This window comes from Nonomuraea wenchangensis (assembly GCF_900111685.1).
Taxonomy (GTDB): Bacteria; Actinomycetota; Actinomycetes; order Streptosporangiales; family Streptosporangiaceae; genus Nonomuraea; species Nonomuraea wenchangensis.
Genome location: NZ_FOHX01000013.1, coordinates 69,665 through 87,159, shown reverse-complemented (window position 1 = coordinate 87,159; position 17,495 = coordinate 69,665). Strand labels below are relative to the sequence as shown.

The 17,495-nt window shown below is 73.4% G+C and carries 14 protein-coding genes; 9 read left to right on the top strand and 5 right to left on the bottom strand.

Going from position 1 to position 17,495, the window contains the following annotated elements; translation table 11 throughout:
* The 4 genes from BMW85_RS51445 to BMW85_RS32460 all read left to right on the top strand — a co-directional run.
* The coding region (locus tag BMW85_RS51445) for a TetR-type transcription factor C-terminal domain-containing protein (RefSeq protein WP_483869909.1) at window positions 1-387 on the top strand (387 nt) is incomplete at its 5' end.
* Window positions 388-446: 59 nt separating this feature from the next.
* A complete protein-coding gene (locus tag BMW85_RS32470; RefSeq protein ID WP_091089164.1) occupies window positions 447-1,616 on the top strand; it encodes a CaiB/BaiF CoA transferase family protein in 1,170 nt (389 codons plus the stop codon).
* A gap of 163 nt (window positions 1,617-1,779) precedes the next feature.
* The gene (locus BMW85_RS48725) at window positions 1,780-2,724 is read left to right on the top strand and encodes a CAP domain-containing protein (RefSeq protein WP_218156023.1); all 945 of its coding nucleotides are present in this window, start codon (window positions 1,780-1,782) and stop codon (window positions 2,722-2,724) included.
* A gap of 112 nt (window positions 2,725-2,836) precedes the next feature.
* The gene (locus tag BMW85_RS32460) at window positions 2,837-4,225 is read left to right on the top strand and encodes an APC family permease (protein WP_091089161.1); all 1,389 of its coding nucleotides are present in this window, start codon (window positions 2,837-2,839) and stop codon (window positions 4,223-4,225) included.
* A 14-nt stretch (window positions 4,226-4,239) separates the two neighbouring features.
* Here BMW85_RS32460 and BMW85_RS32455 read toward each other — a convergent pair whose 3' ends face one another.
* The gene (locus tag BMW85_RS32455) at window positions 4,240-5,493 is read right to left on the bottom strand and encodes an aminotransferase class I/II-fold pyridoxal phosphate-dependent enzyme (RefSeq protein WP_091089158.1); all 1,254 of its coding nucleotides are present in this window, start codon (window positions 5,491-5,493) and stop codon (window positions 4,240-4,242) included.
* Between the two features lie 96 nt (window positions 5,494-5,589).
* Between BMW85_RS32455 and BMW85_RS32450 the strand changes: the two genes are divergently transcribed.
* A complete protein-coding gene (locus BMW85_RS32450; protein WP_091089156.1) occupies window positions 5,590-6,501 on the top strand; it encodes a TIGR03619 family F420-dependent LLM class oxidoreductase in 912 nt (303 codons plus the stop codon).
* A gap of 86 nt (window positions 6,502-6,587) precedes the next feature.
* Here the strand turns inward: BMW85_RS32450 and BMW85_RS32445 are convergent, their stop codons facing one another.
* The 3 genes from BMW85_RS32445 to BMW85_RS52650 all read right to left on the bottom strand — a co-directional run bounded on the left by BMW85_RS32445 (window position 6,588) and on the right by BMW85_RS52650 (window position 10,023).
* A complete protein-coding gene (locus tag BMW85_RS32445; RefSeq protein ID WP_091089155.1) occupies window positions 6,588-6,959 on the bottom strand; it encodes a winged helix-turn-helix transcriptional regulator in 372 nt (123 codons plus the stop codon).
* Window positions 6,960-7,109: 150 nt separating this feature from the next.
* Window positions 7,110-8,591 carry a GH25 family lysozyme gene (locus BMW85_RS32440; protein ID WP_091089152.1) on the bottom strand — a complete coding sequence of 494 codons (1,482 nt, stop codon included), beginning with the start codon at window positions 8,589-8,591 and terminating at the stop codon, window positions 7,110-7,112.
* Between the two features lie 82 nt (window positions 8,592-8,673).
* On the bottom strand, window positions 8,674-10,023 hold the full coding sequence (locus BMW85_RS52650; protein ID WP_091089149.1) for a CHAP domain-containing protein: 1,350 nt from the start codon (window positions 10,021-10,023) through the stop codon (window positions 8,674-8,676).
* A 147-nt stretch (window positions 10,024-10,170) separates the two neighbouring features.
* Between BMW85_RS52650 and BMW85_RS32430 the strand changes: the two genes are divergently transcribed.
* From BMW85_RS32430 to BMW85_RS32420, 3 genes are all read left to right on the top strand, one after another.
* A complete protein-coding gene (locus BMW85_RS32430; RefSeq protein ID WP_091089147.1) occupies window positions 10,171-13,179 on the top strand; it encodes an AfsR/SARP family transcriptional regulator in 3,009 nt (1,002 codons plus the stop codon).
* A 93-nt stretch (window positions 13,180-13,272) separates the two neighbouring features.
* Window positions 13,273-13,917 (top strand): M15 family metallopeptidase, encoded by a 645-nt coding sequence (locus BMW85_RS32425; RefSeq protein ID WP_091089143.1) that lies wholly within the window; start codon window positions 13,273-13,275, stop codon window positions 13,915-13,917.
* A gap of 133 nt (window positions 13,918-14,050) precedes the next feature.
* Window positions 14,051-14,866: an alpha/beta hydrolase gene (locus tag BMW85_RS32420; protein ID WP_091089534.1), complete on the top strand. Its 816-nt coding sequence runs from the start codon at window positions 14,051-14,053 to the stop codon at window positions 14,864-14,866.
* An 11-nt stretch (window positions 14,867-14,877) separates the two neighbouring features.
* On the opposite strand, the gene BMW85_RS32415 is transcribed toward BMW85_RS32420, so the two are convergent.
* Window positions 14,878-16,527: an FAD-dependent oxidoreductase gene (locus tag BMW85_RS32415; RefSeq protein ID WP_091089141.1), complete on the bottom strand. Its 1,650-nt coding sequence runs from the start codon at window positions 16,525-16,527 to the stop codon at window positions 14,878-14,880.
* A 237-nt stretch (window positions 16,528-16,764) separates the two neighbouring features.
* Here BMW85_RS32415 and BMW85_RS32410 point away from each other — a divergent pair, with 237 nt between their 5' ends.
* Complete coding sequence (locus tag BMW85_RS32410) at window positions 16,765-17,487, top strand: VOC family protein (RefSeq protein WP_091089139.1); 723 nt, start codon at window positions 16,765-16,767, stop codon at window positions 17,485-17,487.
* The last annotated feature ends 8 nt before the right edge of the window (window positions 17,488-17,495 follow it).

Genomic DNA, 17,495 nt, shown 5'->3' with positions numbered 1-17,495 from the left:
TGCGCCGCCGTCGAGGCCCACCTGCACCTCGAACTCGAACTCTCCGACTTCGCCACGGCCCTGATCCGCAACTCCGGACAGATGCCCGAACACCTCCGCACCCGGCAGCTCGCCGAGGAGGCCGCCTACGGCAAGCTGTGGCGCAACCTCTTCCAGGACCTCCACGAGGACGGCCAGTTGCGGCCCGACCTCGACCCCCTCACCGCCCAACTCCTCGTCATCGGCGCGCTCAACTGGGCGGCCGAGTGGTGGAACCCCCGACGTGACACCTATGAGACGGTCGTCCGCACCGCCCAGTCCCTGGTCCGACACGGCCTCAGCAGCCGAGCACAGCTGGGCGACGAGGCCGGGGACACCGCGCGCAGAACGACCCGTCGCACGTCCTGATCCGCCGGTTCCTCACCCTTCTTCCGTCCGTACGACCGATCCCGACTGGAGTGTTGACGATGAGCGGTCCTCTGTCCGGCGTCAGAGTGCTGGAGCTCGGCGGCATCGGGCCCGGCCCGTTCGCCGGGATGATGCTGGCCGACCTGGGCGCCGACGTGGTGCGCGTCGACCGGCCAGGAGGCGGCGCCTTCTTCCCCGGCCTGGAGCATCTGGACCTGCTGAACCGCGGCAAGAGGTCGGTGGTCCTCGATCTCAAACGGCCCGAGGCCGTGGCGGCCGTGCTGTCGATGGCGGCCGTGGCCGACGTGCTCATCGAGGGCTACCGTCCCGGTGTCGCCGAGCGGCTGGGGCTGGGCCCCGAAGCCTGCCACGCGCGCAACCCCCGCCTGGTGTACGGCCGGATGACCGGCTGGGGGCAGGACGGCCCGATGGCGCAGCAGGCGGGCCACGACATCGGCTACATCGCGCTGACCGGGGCCCTGCACGCCATCGGCGAGGCGGGAGGGCCGCCGCAGATCCCGGTCAACCTGGTCGGCGACTTCGGCGGGGGCGGCAACTATCTGGTCATCGGCGTGCTGGCGGCGCTGCGCGAGGCGGACCGCTCCGGGCAGGGGCAGGTCGTGGACGCCGCGATCGTGGACGGCACCGCGCACCTTCTGGCGGGCACCCACATGATGCTCGCCACCGGCACGTGGGCGGACGAGCGCGGCGTCAACCTGCTGGACGGCGGGGCGCCCTTCTACTCGGTGTACGAGACCGCCGACGGCCGGCACATGGCCGTCGGCGCGCTGGAGCCCAAGTTCTACGCGGAACTGCTGGCCACGCTGGAGCTCGACGAGGACCCGGCGCGCCAGCACGACAAGGCGCGCTGGCCCGCGCTGCGCGACAAGCTCGCGGCCGCCTTCGCGAGCAGGAGCCAGGCGGAGTGGTCGGCGGTCTTCGCCGGGTCCGACGCCTGCGTGGCGCCGGTGGTCGGCCTGCGCGAGGCCGCGGACCATCCGCACATCAAGGCGCGAGGATCCATCGTGGAGCACGAGGGGCTGCTGCAGCCCGCCCCGGCGCCCCGCTTCTCCCGGACGCCCACCGCGCTGGGCCCGCCGCCGCCGGCGCCGGGCCGGCACACTCGCGAAGTCCTGGAGGAGTGGGGCGTCCCCGACGCCGCGGCCCTGATCGACTCCGCCCGGCAGGACCCCGGCCCTCAGCAGGGCGGCGCGAAGAAGCCCTCGTGATCATGGAGCCGGTCCGGCGAGTCGTACGGGGCGGATGTTGCCATAGCACGCTCGCGGTGTCAGAGTGCCAATGATGCCCAGCCGGCATGACCGGCGGGCGAAATGTCCTTTTTGTGGCAGAATGCGGGACTGCGTTGCGTCTCCCGCCACCTGGAGGAACCTCATGCGCAGACCCCTAGGGGTGCTCGCCGCCGTCACCACCGCCGCCACCCTCACCGCCTGCGGCCCGTCCGCCGACGACGCGCGGGACGCGGCGGCCGGAGCGGCGTCGCAGGTGACCGCCCCGGCGGACACGGCGACACCGGCCCCGTCCCGGCGGCCGGACAAGCAGCCGCAGGAGGAGCCGGACGACTGCCGGGTCAGCGTGGCCCGCCCGGACGTCGCCGCGCTCACCATCGTGGCCGGCGCGGCCCGCCGCGACTGCGTCCGTCCGGCGCTGCTGCGCATCCGCGTCAAGCGCGCCGTCCCCGGCGACGACCCGGTCGTCAAGAGCGGCGCCACCAGGGACGGCCGGATCACCCTGCGGCTGCCGTGCAAGCCCGGCACGTACTACACGGTCGCCACCGACTACCGGGGCGGGACCGCCACGTCCAAGGCCGTCCGGCTGACCTGCGCCACGCCCACCCCTGCCCGCACTCACACTGCCGCCCCCACCCCCGCTCCCACGGCCCCGCGGACGCAGGCCCCCACCGAGGCGACGGCCAAGGCCGCCACGACCGTCGGCACGGCGGTGGAGAACGAGGTCGTCCGGCTCACCAACGCCGAGCGGGCCAAGGGCGGCTGCGGCCCGCTCACGCACGACAGCAGGCTGCGCCGGGCCGCGTACGAGCACTCGGCCGACATGGCGAAGAACGACTACTTCGAGCACGACTCGCAGGACGGCCGCGACGTGGGCGACCGCATCAGCGCGACCGGCTTCACCGCCTCGGCCTGGGCCGAGAACATCGCCATGGGGCAGCGCACGGCGGCCGAGGTCGTCAAGGGCTGGATGAACAGCGACGGCCACCGGCGCAACATCATGAACTGCGCCTATACCCACATCGGCGTCGGCGCGGCCAAGGATGGGCAGGGCCGGCTCTACTGGACGCAGGACTTCGCCCGACGTTGATCCGGGCCGTGGCGGGGCAGTGTCGCTGACCACCGGATGCCGGCGCGCTCGTGACTTACCGTAAAGGTATGCGCACGCACGGCTCCGCAGGACGTACAGCGAAGGAGCGGCCATGACCCAGACCACTCCCCCCGGCCCGACCAGGACCGGCGACGGCCCTCACAGCCTGAAGCGGGTGATGGGCCCTGGTCTGCTGCTGCTGTTCATCATCGGTGACATCCTCGGCACCGGCGTCTACGCGCTGATGGGCGAGGTCGCCGGCGAGGTGGGCGGCGCCGCCTGGCTGCCGTTCGTCGTCGCCTTCGCGGTCGCGCTCATCACCGCCTGCTCCTACCTGGAGCTCGTCACGAAGTACCCCGAGGCCGCGGGCGCCGCGCTCTACGTGGACAAGGCGTTCGGCAGGCACTCCCTGACCTTCCTGGTGTGCTTCGCCGTCATGTGCTCGGGCATCACCTCCGCCTCGGCCGCGGCGCGGGCCTTCGCCGCCAACCTCGTCGAGGGGTTCGGCCTGGACGGCGGCAACCTCCTCGTGCTGCTCGTCGCGGCCGGCTTCATGCTCCTGGTCATGGCCGTCAACCTGCGCGGCGTCGGCGAGAGCGTCAAGGCCAACGTGGTGCTCACCCTGATCGAGCTGTCCGGGCTGCTGCTGGTCATCGTGCTCAGCATGTTCTTCATCCTCGGCGGGCAGGCCGACTTCTCCCGCGTCGTCGCCTTCGAGACCGCCGCCGACAAGAACGTGTTCCTGGCGATCAGCACGGCGACGTCGCTGGCCTTCTTCGCCATGGTGGGCTTCGAGGACTCGGTCAACATGGCCGAGGAGACCAAGGACCCGGTGCGGACGTTCCCGCGGATGATGTTCGCCGGGCTCGGCATCACCGGGCTGATCTACGTGCTGGTGTCGATCTGCGCCGTCGCCGTGGTGCCGGTCGGGCGGCTCGCCGGCAGCGAGACGCCGCTGGTGACCGTGGTGCGTACGGCGACGCCGGACTTCCCGATCGCCGACCTGATGCCGTTCATCTCCATGTTCGCCGTCGCGAACTCCGCGCTGATCAACATGATGATGGCCAGCAGGCTCCTCTACGGCATGGGCAGACGGGGCGTGCTGCCGCCCGTCCTGGCCTCGGTGCACCCGGTCAGGCGCACGCCGCAGGCGGCGATCCTGTTCACCACCGTGCTGGCCGTCGGGCTCATCATTTTCGTCTCCCTGGATCCGGAGAGCCCGGTCGTGGCGCTGCTGGGCGGGACGACGTCGCTGCTGCTGCTCGCCGTGTTCGCCGCCGTCAACGTGGCCGTGCTGGTCCTGCGGCGGGACCAGGTGGAGGCCGAGCACTTCCACGCGGGCCGGGTCCTGCCCGTGCTGGGCACGGTCACCTGCCTCTACCTGGTGCTGCCGTGGTCGTCCGGGCGGCCGGCCGGCCAATACGAGATCGCGGGCGTGCTGCTGGTGCTCGGGGCGGCCCTCTGGCTGGTGACCCGGCTGGCCACCAGACCCAGAGCCTGACCCACGGTCCCGGGTCAGGGGCCGAGAATCAGCCGGCGCACCGCCTCCTCCCCCTTGCCCAGCACGGCCGCGGCCCGGTCGAGCGAGTCGTCCACTGCGGCGGCGAACGCCTCCGGACCGCCGAGCGCCGCGACCGTGCCGGCGGGCAGGAACTTGACCAGCAGCGCCGCCGTCCCCGGCGGCAGGCCCGCGAAGTGCACGGTGAGCAGGCCGTGGTCGCGCAGCAGCACCATCGCCAGCGCGGCCGTGGCCTCGATCGGCTCCAGCGGCGGCGCGCCTGGACCGGCGCGGCGGGCCAGCTCCGCGTTGATCGCCTCCCCCGGCAGGCGGGTGATGAACGGGGTGTCCTGGACGAGCTCGCCGCCGAGCCGCTCGCGCAGCGCCGCCCCGACCAGCCGGGTCGAGGCGATCAGCTCGCGCACGCGCTCGTCGGTGTAGGTCTCCAGGGTGCGCACGACGGCCGGGTACAGCACCGGACGGCACTCGCTGCCCAGCTCGTAGGCCCTGGCCCGGGCGCGGGCCACCAGGTCGGCCCGGCCGCCGAGCAGGCCGACGCGGGGACCGGCGACGCCGTACTTGTCCAGGCCGGTGGCGCCGAGGTCGGCGCCGAGCCGCAGCGTGCGGGGCTGGCCGAGAGCGGCCGGGCCGACCCGCGCGCCGCCGGCGTCGTCCATCACGACGAGCGCGCCGCGGGCGTGCGCCAGCTCGACCGCGCGGTGGATGTCGGCCTCGTCGAGGGCTTCGTAGGTGACGGCGAGCCTGGTCACGGCCACCACCGAGACGTCGGGGTGCGCGTCAAGCGCCCGCTCGTACGCCTCCAGGCCGGTGGTGTCGGCGAGCCGGCCGCCCGCGTCGCGCACCGCCCGGACGACGGCCGGATGGCTGTAGGAGGGTGACAGGCCGACCACGGTGGAGCCGGGGCGGACCACGACCTGCATGGCCGCGAAGAGGGCGGCGGTCAGGCGGTTGGTGACCACGATGTCGTGCTCGCCGGGGGTGCCGCCCAGGTGGGCGAGCCCGAGCTCGCGCAGCCGGTCGCCGTACAGGGCGCCGGTCCACTCGTCGTCCATGAGCCAGGGGTCCACGTCCGGCATCGGCAGGCCCCGTTCCAGGCCGGTGACGTTGTGGAGCGGCGCGCCGGCCGCCCGCCGGTGCTGGATGTGCCGCCAGGCCTCGGCTTGTTTGCGCAGGTGGGCCTCGGTGTCGGGGAGGATCGTGCCGGACGCGTACGGCAGCCCGTCGGAGGGGCGTACGGCTTGAGCGGTCATGATCCCAGAAGATCAGACGGGCCGCCGGGCGGACAATACGGACACGCAACTCGTTTTTTGCGAGTGAACTATGAAGAACATAGTAGTGTGGCGGGCATGGAACTCGGTATCGCATTACCCACCTCCGGGCCCCTGGCCGGCCCCGCCGCCATCGCCCGCGTCGCCCAGGAGGCCGAGCAACTCGGCTACGACTCGCTGTGGACCTACGAACGACTGCTCCGGCCGACCGCGCCCGTCGCCATGGGCGGCGGCGACCCACAGCCGGTGCCCGAGATCTACCGGGTCGTCTACGAGCCGCTGGAGACGCTGAGCTACGTGGCCGCGCTCACCGACCGCATCAAGCTCGGCACCAGCATCATCGACGCCCTGCTGCACCCGGCAGTCGTCCTCGCCAAACGCCTGGCCACCCTCGACCAGCTCAGCGGCGGCCGGACGGTGGCCGGGCTCGGCCAGGGCTGGATGCCGCAGGAGTTCGCCGCCGCCGGCGTGCCGATGAGCCGGATCGGGCGCGGCATGGACGAGGTCGTCGCCGCCATGCGGGCCTGCTGGGGGCCGGACCCGGTCGCGTACGAGGGCGACTTCACCCACATCGCCGCCTCCGAGATCAACCCGAAGCCGGTGCAGCCGCGGCTGCCGGTCCTGCTCGGCGCCATGACGCCGGGCGGCATCCGGCGGGCCGCGCGCATCGCCGACGGCCTCAACCCGGTGGTGATCACCCGCGACACGCTGGTCGACATGACCAAGGCGTTCCGGGCGGCCGTCGAGGAGCAGGGCCGCGACCCCGGCTCGGTGACCGTGGTGGCCCGGGCCAACGTGCCGCTCACGGCCGAGCCCCTGGGCGACGAGCGGCCGTTCCTGGGCGGCTCACCGCGCCAGGTCGCCGACGACCTCGCGGGACTGGAGGGCACTGGGGTGGACCACGTGCTGTTCGCCACGGCGGGCACGGAGACCGGGCTCGACGAGACCCTCTCCCTCTACTCCGACCTCATCCGCCTGGCCCGCCGGTAAGGCGGCGGGGCGCCGTTGCCCGCCGGTAGGGCGGCGGGGCGCGGTCGCCCGGCGGCGGTGTACGGGGGCCGCCGCCGGCGGGGCTGTCAGCCCCGGCAGAGCTCGCCGAGGTTGTTGCGGGCGGCCCATTCGCGCAGCTCGTGGAAGGCCGACCGGAGGTCCTCGCCGACCGGGGTGAGCCGGTAGAGGACCGCCGTGCTCGGGCCGTCGGCGAGCTGCCGCTCCACCAGGCTCACCGCCATCAGCTCCCGGAGGCGGTCGGAGAGGATGCCGTCGGTGATGCCGGGGATCATCTTGGCGAGCTCGCTGAACCGCGCGGGCCGGTGCATCAGGGCGACGATGATCATGCCGTTCCAGCGTTTGCCGAGCACCTTGAACACGTCCACGAACTGCACGTCGCACGCGCTGACCTGCCCGTGCTGATCCGCGGTCACGGCTGGGGAAGGGCGCTCGGTCATGGCCGCCAGCCTACCCGCCCCGCCACCGGGGAGGACGCCGGCGGCAGCACCGCGCGGCACAGCGGCGCCGGGCCGGCGCTCGACGCCGGCCCGGCTCTCCTGCGCGACCGGCCCGCCTGCTCCGGCGCGATCGTGCGGGGGTGTCGATCGTCAGCGGACGACGCCCTGGCTGTCCTTGCCGTCGCCGTCCCAGTCGCCGGTGATCGGCAGCTCCGCGCCACCGTCGCCGTACGGCACCGACACCGTCGTCTCCGTGGCACTGGTCACCGGGCTGGTGCGCAGGTAGAACCCGATGCCCATGCGCACCCCGATGTTGTCCTTGCCGTCGCCGTCCCAGTCACCCGCCAGAGGCACCGCGTTGGCGTCGCCGTAACGCACCACGTACGCGGCCTGGCCCGTCTGCGGCGTGTCGGAGATGTAGAAGGTGCCCGACTTCGGGTCGTAGGCACTGACCGTGTCCTTGCCGTCGCCGTTCCAGTCGCCCACCACCGGGAGCATCCCCGGGTCGCCATAGGCCACCGACGTCGTCGTCTCCGTGCCGCTCGTCACCGGGCTCGTACGCATGTAGAACGTCAGACCCATCCGCACGCCCACGTTGTCCTTGCCGTCACCGTCCCAGTCACCCACGAACGGCACCGCCCCCGGATCCCCGTACCGGAACGTGTACGACGCCTGCCCCGACTCCGGCGTGTCCGAGATGTAGAACGTCGCCGTCGTCGGATCGAACGCGCTCACCGTGTCCTTGCCGTCACCGTTCCAGTCCCCCCGGATCGGCACCATCGGCGAATTGCCGTAGTGCACCACCGGCCGCGTGGCCACGCTCGACGACTGACTGTCGGACAGGTAGAAGTCCAGGACCCCCAGGCTGTTCCCGCCGGCGGCGAAGGCGGCCAGATCGGCCGCGCTGCCGTTGAAGACCGTCGGCGAGCCGGGCAGGGTGCTGGACGAGCCCGCGTACTGCCAGGCCGTGAAGCGCGACCAGCCGGCGGGCAGCGTGCCGGGCGAGCCGCTGTAGTTCGAGGTCTCCAGGGGGTTGGCGGAGAAGGAGGTGTTGCGGCCCGTGCACTGGTTCCACCAGTTGGGGTTGGTGTAGATGGACGCCTCCCGGCCGGTCCTCGCCTTGACCTGGTCCACGAAGTCGCGGATCCACGTGACCATCTGGCTGGTGGACAGGCCGTAGCAGGGATACATGGGGGCGGCCGTCGTCCACCAGGGCCACTCGATGTCGAGCTGCAGGGGGAGCGTCCTGCCGTCGTTGACGTACTGGGCGTGGGCGATCAGCCAGTCGGCCTGCGCCTTGCCGGTGTTCACGCCCTTGTCGGGGCGGCCGAAGGCGTAGGCGCCGATGTAGACGCCGTTGGCCTTCGCGTTGCGGTAGTTGGCGCTGTACTGGGCGTCGACGAAGTCCAGGCCCTCGGTGGCCTTGGCCCAGCCGAACCTCACGCCTTTGGCGGCGGTCTGTGCCCAGTCGATGGTGCCGGCGTGGTTGGAGACGTCGGTGCCGCCGACCGTGTATCCCGGCGGGACGGCGGCCTCCGCGGGCCGGACCCCGAGGGCGAGCAGCGACAGGGCGGTGGCCATGACCGCCGCAAGGCGGCGTAAGCGGGTGGTGGGTGAAAGTCGTCGGAACATGGTTCTCTCCGCTGGTGTCGTGGGGGTGGGTGGGTGCGGGGCGGGACTCGTGGCCCGCCCCGCCGGGTGTCCGGAGTGGTCGTCAGCGGACGACGCCCTGGCTGTCCTTGCCGTCGCCGTCCCAGTCGCCCGTGATCGGCAGCTCCGCGCCACCGTCGCCGTAGGCCACCGACGTCGTCGTCTCCGTGCCGCTGGTCACTGGGCTCGTGCGCAGGTAGAACGAGTTGCCCATCCGCACGCCCACGTTGTCCTTGCCGTCGCCGTCCCAGTCACCGGCCAGCGGGACCGCGCCCGGGTCCCCGTACCGGAACGTGTAGGACGCCTGGCCCGTCTGCGGGGTGTCCGAGATGTAGAACGTCGCCGTCGCCGGATTGAACGCGCTCACCGTGTCCTTGCCGTCGCCGTTCCAGTCGCCCACCACCGGGAGCATCCCCGGGTCCCCGTACGCCACCGACGTCGTCGTCTCCGTGCCGCTCGTCACCGGGCTCGTACGCATGTAGAACGTCAGACCCATCCGCACGCCCACGTTGTCCTTGCCGTCGCCGTCCCAGTCACCCACGAACGGCACCGCCCCCGGATCCCCGTACCGGAACGTGTACGACGCCTGACCTGTCTCCGGCGTGTCCGAGATGTAGAACGTCGCCGTCGCCGGATCGAACGTGCTCACCGTGTCCTTGCCGTCCCCGTTCCAGTCCCCCCGGATCGGCACCATCGGCGAGTTCCCGAACGCGATCACCGGCCGCGTGGCCACGCTCGACGACTGGCTGTCGGACAGGTAGAACTCGAGCACGCCGAGGTTGGGGGTGCCGCCGCCGACGTCGACCGGCGCGGAGTAGCCCACGATGTCGATGTCGGAGCGGGAGTAGTCCTTGTACCTGATCGCGTCGCCGCTGTTGCCCTCGATCGTGTAGACCCTGCCGCCGTCGGACGACCTGACGATGCCGACGTGGTCGATGCTGCCGCTCTGGTCCCAGTCGAACACCACGGCGTCCCCGGGCTGCGGGGTGTAGCCGCTGGAGCGGGCGTGCCAGGTGCCGTTGCGGGTGCCGTAGTCCTTGAAGGACGACGCCCAGCCGGTCAGCACGCCGCCGTTGCCCTCGGCGACGTCCGCGTGGCGCACCCCGGCGCTCTTCCAGACGTACTTGGCGAAGTCCGCGCACCAGTCGCTGTCGCGGAACTGCACGCCGTCGCCCGAGCCGCAGCCGCCGGCCGGCTTCCACGTGCGGAACACACCGGTGTAGTAGTTGCAGCCGCTGCCCGCGGGGTTCTCCTTGTTGCGTACGGCGTTGCCGGCCTCGCGCTGCGCGATCGAGACGATCGTGTCGCGGCTCGCGGCGGCGGCCGGCGTGGCGACCGCGGTCTGTAATCCGGCCAGGGCCACCGCCGCCGAGGCCAGGCAGGTGGCGGCGCGCGTTCGCGTGGGGATGCTCATGGTCTTTCCTCTCCCGGTTCTGTGTGCGACGCCACCGAGAGTGGTCCGGGCCGCTCCAAATCAGCTGCAATAGCGCTGTACCGGTTCCTGCTGTCATGATCGGGGTCCGGCAGGTGTGGCGCGGCTGACGCGAACCTGGGGGAACGCATGGACCTACGGCTCCTGGGACCGGTGGAGGTGTGGAGCGGCGGGCGGCAGGTGCCCCTCGGCGGCGCCAAACCGCGGACGTTGCTGGCCGCCCTGCTGCTGGAGGCCGGCCGCGTCGTCACCGCCGACCGGCTGATCGAGGCGATCTGGGAGGAGGACCCGCCGCCGACCGCGCGCGGCGTGCTGCAGACCTACGTCGCCTCGCTGCGCCGGGCGTTCGCCGGGGCGGGGCTGCCGGACGTGATCGTCTCGCACCGGCTCGGCTACCTGGCGGAGATCGCGCCGGACGCCCTCGACAGGAACGTCTTCGAGCGGCTGGTCGCCCAGGGCCGGCACGCGGCCGGCCGGGGACGGCCGGAGGAGGCGGCGGAGACCTTCCGCAAGGCGCTCGGGCTGTGGCGCGGCGAGGCGCTGGGCGGGATCGGCGGCGCCTACCTGCGGGCGGAGGCCGTCCGGCTGGAGGAGCTGCGCCTCGCCGTCACCGAGGAGCGCGTCGCCGCCGACCTGGCCGCCGGCCGGGACGAGCAGCTCATCGACGAGCTCGCCGAGCTGGTCGCGCTGCACCCGGCGCGCGAGCGGCTGCGCCGCGACCTCATGGTGGCCCTGTACCGCGTCGGCAGGCAGGCCGACGCGCTGGCCGTCTACCAGCAGGGCAGGCAGGTGCTCGTCGAGGAGATGGGCATCGAGCCGGGGCCGGAGCTGCGCCGGACGCAGGAGGCCATCCTGCGTTCGGACGCGGCGCTGGCGCGGCCCGCCAGGCCCGGCGGGCGCCTGCCGCGCCAGCTTCCTTCCCCGCTGCCCGATTTCACCGGCCGGGAGGAGGAGGTCGCGGCGCTGCGCGACCACCTCACCAGGGCCGGCGCCATGCCGATCTGTGTCATCTCCGGCCAGGGCGGCGTGGGGAAGTCCGCTCTGGCTCTACGCGCCGCGCACGAGATCGCGCACGCCTACCCCGACGGCCAGCTCCACGTCGAGCTGCGCGGCACCACGCGGGCCCCGGCCGGCGCCGAGGAGGTACTCGGCCGCCTGCTGCGCGAGCTGGAGTCCCCCGGCACGCCGCTCCCCCTCACGCTGGAGGAGCGCTCCGCCCGTTACCGCACCCTGCTGGCCGGTGGGCGCAGGCTGATCGTGCTCGACGACGCCGCCTCCGAGGCCCAGGTACGCCCGCTGCTGCCGGGCGGCGAGGGCTGCGCCGTGATCGTCACCTCCAGGAACCGGCTCGCCGGGCTGTCCGGCGCGATGCTCGTCGATCTCGGCATGCTGCCCGCCGGGTCCGCCATCGACCTGCTCGTCAGGATCGCCGGCGAGGAGCGGATCACCGGCGACGCCGAGGCCGCCCGCCAGATCGTCCGCCAGTGCGGCGGCCTGCCGCTCGCGCTGCGGGTGGCCGGGGCGCGGCTGGCCTCGCGGCGCCGCTGGTCGGCCCGCCGCCTGGCCGAGCGCCTCGCCGACGAGCAGCACCGGCTCGACGAGCTGGCCGCCGGCGACCTGGAGGTGCGCGCGAGCATCGCCCTCAGCTACGACATGCTCTCCGCCGAGGAGAGACGGGGGCTGCGCCGGCTCGGGCTCCTCGGCCTGCCGAGCTTCCCCGTCTGGGTGGCGGCGACCGCCGTGGACAGCGGGCTGCGCGCGGCCGAGCAGCTTCTGGAGCAGCTCGTGGACACCTCGCTCGTCGACGAGGTGGACCCGGACGAGACCGGCCAGGCCCGCTACCGCCTGCACGACCTGGTCCGGCTGTTCGCCGGGGAGCGCGCCCGCGCCGAGGAGACGGCCGGGGAGCTGTCGGCGGTGGCCGGGCGGGTGCTGGGCGGCTGGTTGTGGCTGGTCGAGCGGCTCAGCAAGGCCGTGCCCACCGGGGCCATCCCCGTACGGGTCGCTCCCGCGCTGCTGCACCCGCTGGAGGAGGAGGCCGCGCGGCCGGCGCTCGCCGACCCGCGCGGCTGGTTCCGCGGCGAGGAGCAGTCGCTGATCGCGGCCGTCGAGCTGGCCGCCGCCCTGGAGCTCGACGGGCTCGCCGTCGAGCTGGCGACCGCGCTGTCGTCGGTGGCCTTCGAAGGCAGCCAGTACGTCTTCGACGACCCGTTCACGTCCTGGCACCGGACGCACGAGGCGGCGCTCGGCGCGGCACGGCGCACCGGCAACGTGCCCGGCGAGGCGAGTCTGCTCGCCGGGCTCGGCCGGCTCTACTACGAGCGGGACTTCTACGCCGAGTCCCGGCGCTACCTCAGCCAGGCGCTGTCGCTGTTCCGGGCCGCCGGGGACGTCCGGGGGGAGGCGGCCACGCTGGCCGCGCTCGGCGCCGCCTGCCGCGAGCAGGGCCACCTGGCCGAGGCGCTGCACTTCCTCGGCGAGGCCCGGCCGCTCTGGGACGGCCTCGCCGACGCCGGCGCGCTCGCGCACGTCAGGCGGCTGGCCGGCACCGTGCACCTCGAACGGGGCGACTACCCGCAGGCGTGGGCCGACCTCGACGCGGCGCTGACGCTCTACCGGGAGGTGGGCAGCTCCCGCGGCGCCGGCCTGACCCTGCGCAACATGTCGCTGTACCACCGCGCCCGCGGCGAGTACGGCCCGGCCGAACGGCTGTGCGAGCAGGCGCTGGAGATCTTCCGCGGGCTCGGCGACCGGCTCATGGCGGCCTACTGCGCCCGCTCCCTGGCCAAGGTGCAGATCAGGATCGGCAGGCACGACCAGGCCCGGCGGCTCCTGGAGGAGGCGCTGGGCGTGACGCGCACCCTGCACGACCGGTGGGGCGAGGCCTGCACGCTGCGCACCCTCGGCGAGCTCGACCTCGCCGAGGGCGGTCTCTACCGGGCCGAGGCGCGGCTGGAGGAGTCCGCGCGGCTGTGGGAGACGCTGCGGCTCGGCCTGTTCCGGGCGCGTACCCTGCGGGACCTGGCCTCCGTCCGCGAGGCGCTCGGCGACGCCGACGGCGCCCGCGCGCTGCTGGCCGAGGCGCTGGAGGTGTTCCGGCTGCACGGCTCCCGCGAGCACGGCGAGCTGTCCCGTTGAAAGGCGGGTTACAGGGTTCTTGGAGCAGCCCGGTGAACGATGGCGCAGGCGTGCGCAAGGTGGGCGCGCCTGGTTCACAAGCGGAGGCTTCCCATGCCGGAGATCGTGCTCCTGTCCGACCCGCGGATCGCCGCGGTCCCCGTCGAGGAGTGCGGGGAACCCCTGGTGGATCTGCGCGGAGTGGAGGCCCTCCGGGTCGATCCGCGGCTGGCCGACGACGCGGGCGCGTACGCGCACGTGCGGCAGAGCGTGGCCGACCTGCTGGTGGCCGCGCAGACCCGGCTCCCTCGCGAGCTGCGGCTGCTGGTCGTCGAGGGCTATCGGCCGGTCGGGGTGCAGCGGCGGTACTTCGCCTCGTCCGTCGCCCGCCACCGCGCCGCCCGCCCCGACTGGGACGAGGAACGCGCCCACGCCGAAGCCGCCAAGTTCGTCTCCCCGCCCGAGGTGGCGCCGCACGTCACCGGCGGCGCGGTCGATCTGACCCTGTGCACCTCCGGTGGCGTCGAGCTGCCGATGGGCACGCCGGTCAACGCCACGCCGCCGGAGGCGGGCGAGGAGTGCCGTACGGCCTCGGCCGGCGTCTCCCGTGAGGCCAGGGCCAACCGGGAGCTGCTGATCGACGCCATGACGTCCGTCGGCTTCGTCAACTATCCGACCGAGTGGTGGCACTGGTCCTTCGGCGAGCGGTACTGGGCGTTCGCCACGGACGCCCGGCACGCCCGCTACGGCGCCCGTTAGGCCGGCCTGCCCGGCCGCGTCGCTCCCGTCCGCCGGGCGGCCTTTACGCGGCCGAAGGGCTCGCTTGGCCGGCCCGTCACCGGCTCTGGGGGCGGTGGCTGGCAGCCTGGGAGAAGGAGTGGAGGTGGTGGCCATGCCGGGACTCGCCCTCACGGGGTGCGCGCTGCTGCTCGTGGCGGGGACCGCGCAGGCTCCCGCCGCCGCGCCGTCTCCGTGCCCCACGCCCGCCGCCGGCCGGCCCACCGTCGTGCTGGTGCACGGCGCCTGGGCCGACACCTCCAGCTGGAACGGCGAGATCAAGGCGCTCCAGCGGGCCGGGTACGACGTGCGGGCGGTGGGCAACCCGCTGCGCGGCCTGACCGAGGACGCCCGGACCGTACGCGACTTCCTGAACGGGCTGACCGGCCCGGTCGTCCTCGTGGGCCACTCCTACGGCGGCTCGGTGATCACGAACGCGGCCGCGGGCGACCGGGACGTCAAGGCCCTGGTGTACGTGGACGCGGCGGTCCCGGACGTGGGCGAGACCACCGCCCAGCTCAGCGGCGCCGGTTCGGCGCTCGGGGGCGACCCGGCCACCCTCTACGACCGGGTTCCCTACTCCGGCGCGAGCGGCGGGGCGGCCGATCTGTACCTGAAGCGGCAGGTCTTCGTGCGCTCCTTCGCCTCGGACCTGCCCAGGGGCAAGGCCCTGCGGCTCTGGGCGGCGCAGCGGGCCGCCTCCACGGCCGCCTTCCAGACGCCGTCGAAGGCGGCGGCCTGGAAGACGATCCCGTCATGGTCCTTCATCGCCACCGGCGACCAGATCATCGTCCCGGCGTCGCAGCAGGCCATGGCCGAGCGGGCCGGCTCCCGCGTGACGCGGTTCGCGGGCGGCTCGCATCTCGCCCTCGTCTCGCAGCCGGCCGCCGTGACCCGGGTGATCCAGGAAGCGATCTGTTCCGTACGCTGACCGCGGGTCCGTCAGGCGGGGTCGCCGGCGGCGTGGCGGGCGGCATGGCGGGCGGCGCGGTAGCCGAAGACGACGGCCGGGCCGATGGTGGAGCCGGGGCCGGGGTAGGTGCGGCCCATGACGGAGGCGGTGGTGTTGCCCGCCGCGTACAGGCCCGGGATGGCGCCGCCGTCCTCGCGCAGCACGCGGGCGTGCTCGTCGGTGAGCAGGCCGCCCTTGGTGCCGAGGTCGCCGGGATGGACGCGGAACGCGCGGAACGGCCCCTTCTCCAGCGGCCCGAGGTTCGGGTTGGGTTTGACGCGCGGGTCGCCGTAGTAGTTGTCGTAGACGGTGCGGCCCCGGCCGAAGTCCGGGTCCACGCCGGTGCGGGCGAAGCCGTTGAAGCGCTCGACGGTCGCGGCGAGGCGTACGGGGTCGACGCCGATCTCGGCGGCCAGCGCCTCCACGGTCGGGGCCTCGGCCAGCAGGCCCGCCCGCTTCCACTTCTTCGCCTGCCCGGCGACGGCGGTGTTGAGGTAGCGGCGGGCGTGCCGGACGTCGGTGATCATCCACATCGGGCCGGCCTCGCCATGCTTGAGCATGTCGTGCCCGACGTCGATGTAGGACGCCGACTCGTTGGTGAAGCGCTCGCCGCGGGCGTTCACCATGATCGAGAACGGCAGTGAGCGCTCGGCGACGAGGAAGCGGGGCTCGCCGTCGGGGCCGAGCAGGGACGCGCCCCACCAGGCGTCGTCCATGAGCGCCAGCGCGCCGCCCGCCTTCGCGCCCATCGCGATGACCGTGCCCAGGTCGCCCTCGGGGGCGGAGGAGTAGCCGGGGATGCCGTGGTGCCTGCGGCGCCATTCGCCGTTGTTGGCGAAGCCGCCGGCGGCCAGGACGACGCCGTGCCTGGCGCGGATCCGGCGGGCGCGGCCTTCGCGTTCCACGACCGCGCCGACGACCGCGCCGTCCTCGATGATCAGGTCGACGATCGGGGTGGACAGCCGGACGGGGGTCTGCTGGGTGCGGACGATGTGCATGAGCGAGGCGGCGAGCGAGCCGCCGATGCCGGTCGGCCGCCTGCCGCCGGCGTACTGGCCGAGCGTGCGGAAGACGAACCGGGCTCCGCGTACGAAACCGCTCGGGGTGGACCAGGCGCGCGACAGCAGCCACACGTCGTCGGTCATGAGGGGCAGCGGGATGCCGCTCTCCTTGGAGCGGGCGCGGTCGTACCAGGCGCCGAGCAGCTTGGTGTCGAACGGCGCGACCTCGATCGCCCGGCCCACCTTGCCGCCCGGCCGGTCGGGGTAGTAGTCGGGGTAGTCGGGCGACCTGCGCCAGCGCACGCCGAGGCGGCCCAGGAAGGCGACCACCTCGGGGGCGGTCCGCACGTACGCCTTCCTGCGCTCGGGCGAGGAGGCGGGGCCGGCCTCGCCGATGACCTCGTCCATGTACCGCAGGGCCTCCTCGGCGGAGTCGCGGACGCCGGCGCGCAGCATGAGCGGGTTGGCCGGCATCCAGAGGCCGCCGCCGGAGACGGACGTGGTGCCGCCCCAGCGCGGGGTGCTCTCCACGACCAGGGCGTCCAGTCCGCGGTCGGCGGCGGCGATGGCGGCGGTCAGGCCGGCCGCGCCGGAGCCCGCGACGAGCACGTCCACGATGCTGTCCCAGTGGTCGGTCAACTCGGCCCCTTTCGGATCGCGGAAGTCGCCTCCCTCGAACCGGACGAAAGTGTCCGGTTGGCACCGTAGTCTGGGCGATGACCGCCCACCGGGTCAATACGGGCTCAGCCACGTCACCAGCTCGGCGGGAAAAGCATTGGCGTCGCGAATCCCCGGCTGGTTAGCGTGGCGAGCGTCATGCGTGTGGCGGACCGGGTGCCCGCCCGCGCCCGCCATTCAGCCAGATGGGAGACACCGATGAGTTCCCAGCTCGCGGCGCTCTGTTTCGGCGCGCACGACCCCGTCGGACTCGGCCGGTTCTGGGCCGGACTGCTGGGCAGGAAGCTCACCGACGGCCGCCACGACGGCGTCGTGCTCCCGCCCGACGACGACGCCGGCTTCGAGATCCGCTGCCTGCCGACCCTGGACGAGAAGATCGGCCAGAACCAGGCGCACTTCGACCTGACCAGCGACTCCCCCGAGCACCAGCAGCGGACGGTGGCGCGGGCGCTGGAGCTCGGCGCGCGGCACATCGACGTCGGGCAGCGCCCGGAGGAGGGCCACGTGGTGCTCGCCGACCCCGAGGGCAACGAGTTCTGCGTGATCGAGGCGGGCAACAAGTTCCTCGCCGGATGCGGCTTCATCGGCGCGCTCGCCAGCGACGGCACCCAGGCGGTCGGCTACTTCTGGAGCCAGGCGCTCGGCTGGCCGCTGGTCTGGGACCAGGACGAGGAGACCGCGATCCAGTCGCCGCGCGGCGGCACGAAGATCACGTGGGGCGGCCCGCCGGTCGGCCCGAAGCACGGCAGGAACCGCCTGCACTTCGACCTCGCTCCCCCGGAGGGCGGCGACCAGCAGGCCGAGATCGAGCGCCTGCTCTCCCTCGGCGCGAGCCTCGCCGAGGGTGGCCGGCACGGCGGCGGCCTGGTGGAGATGCTCGACCCCGACGGCAACGAGTTCTGCCTGCTCGCCACCCGCTGATCAGCCGA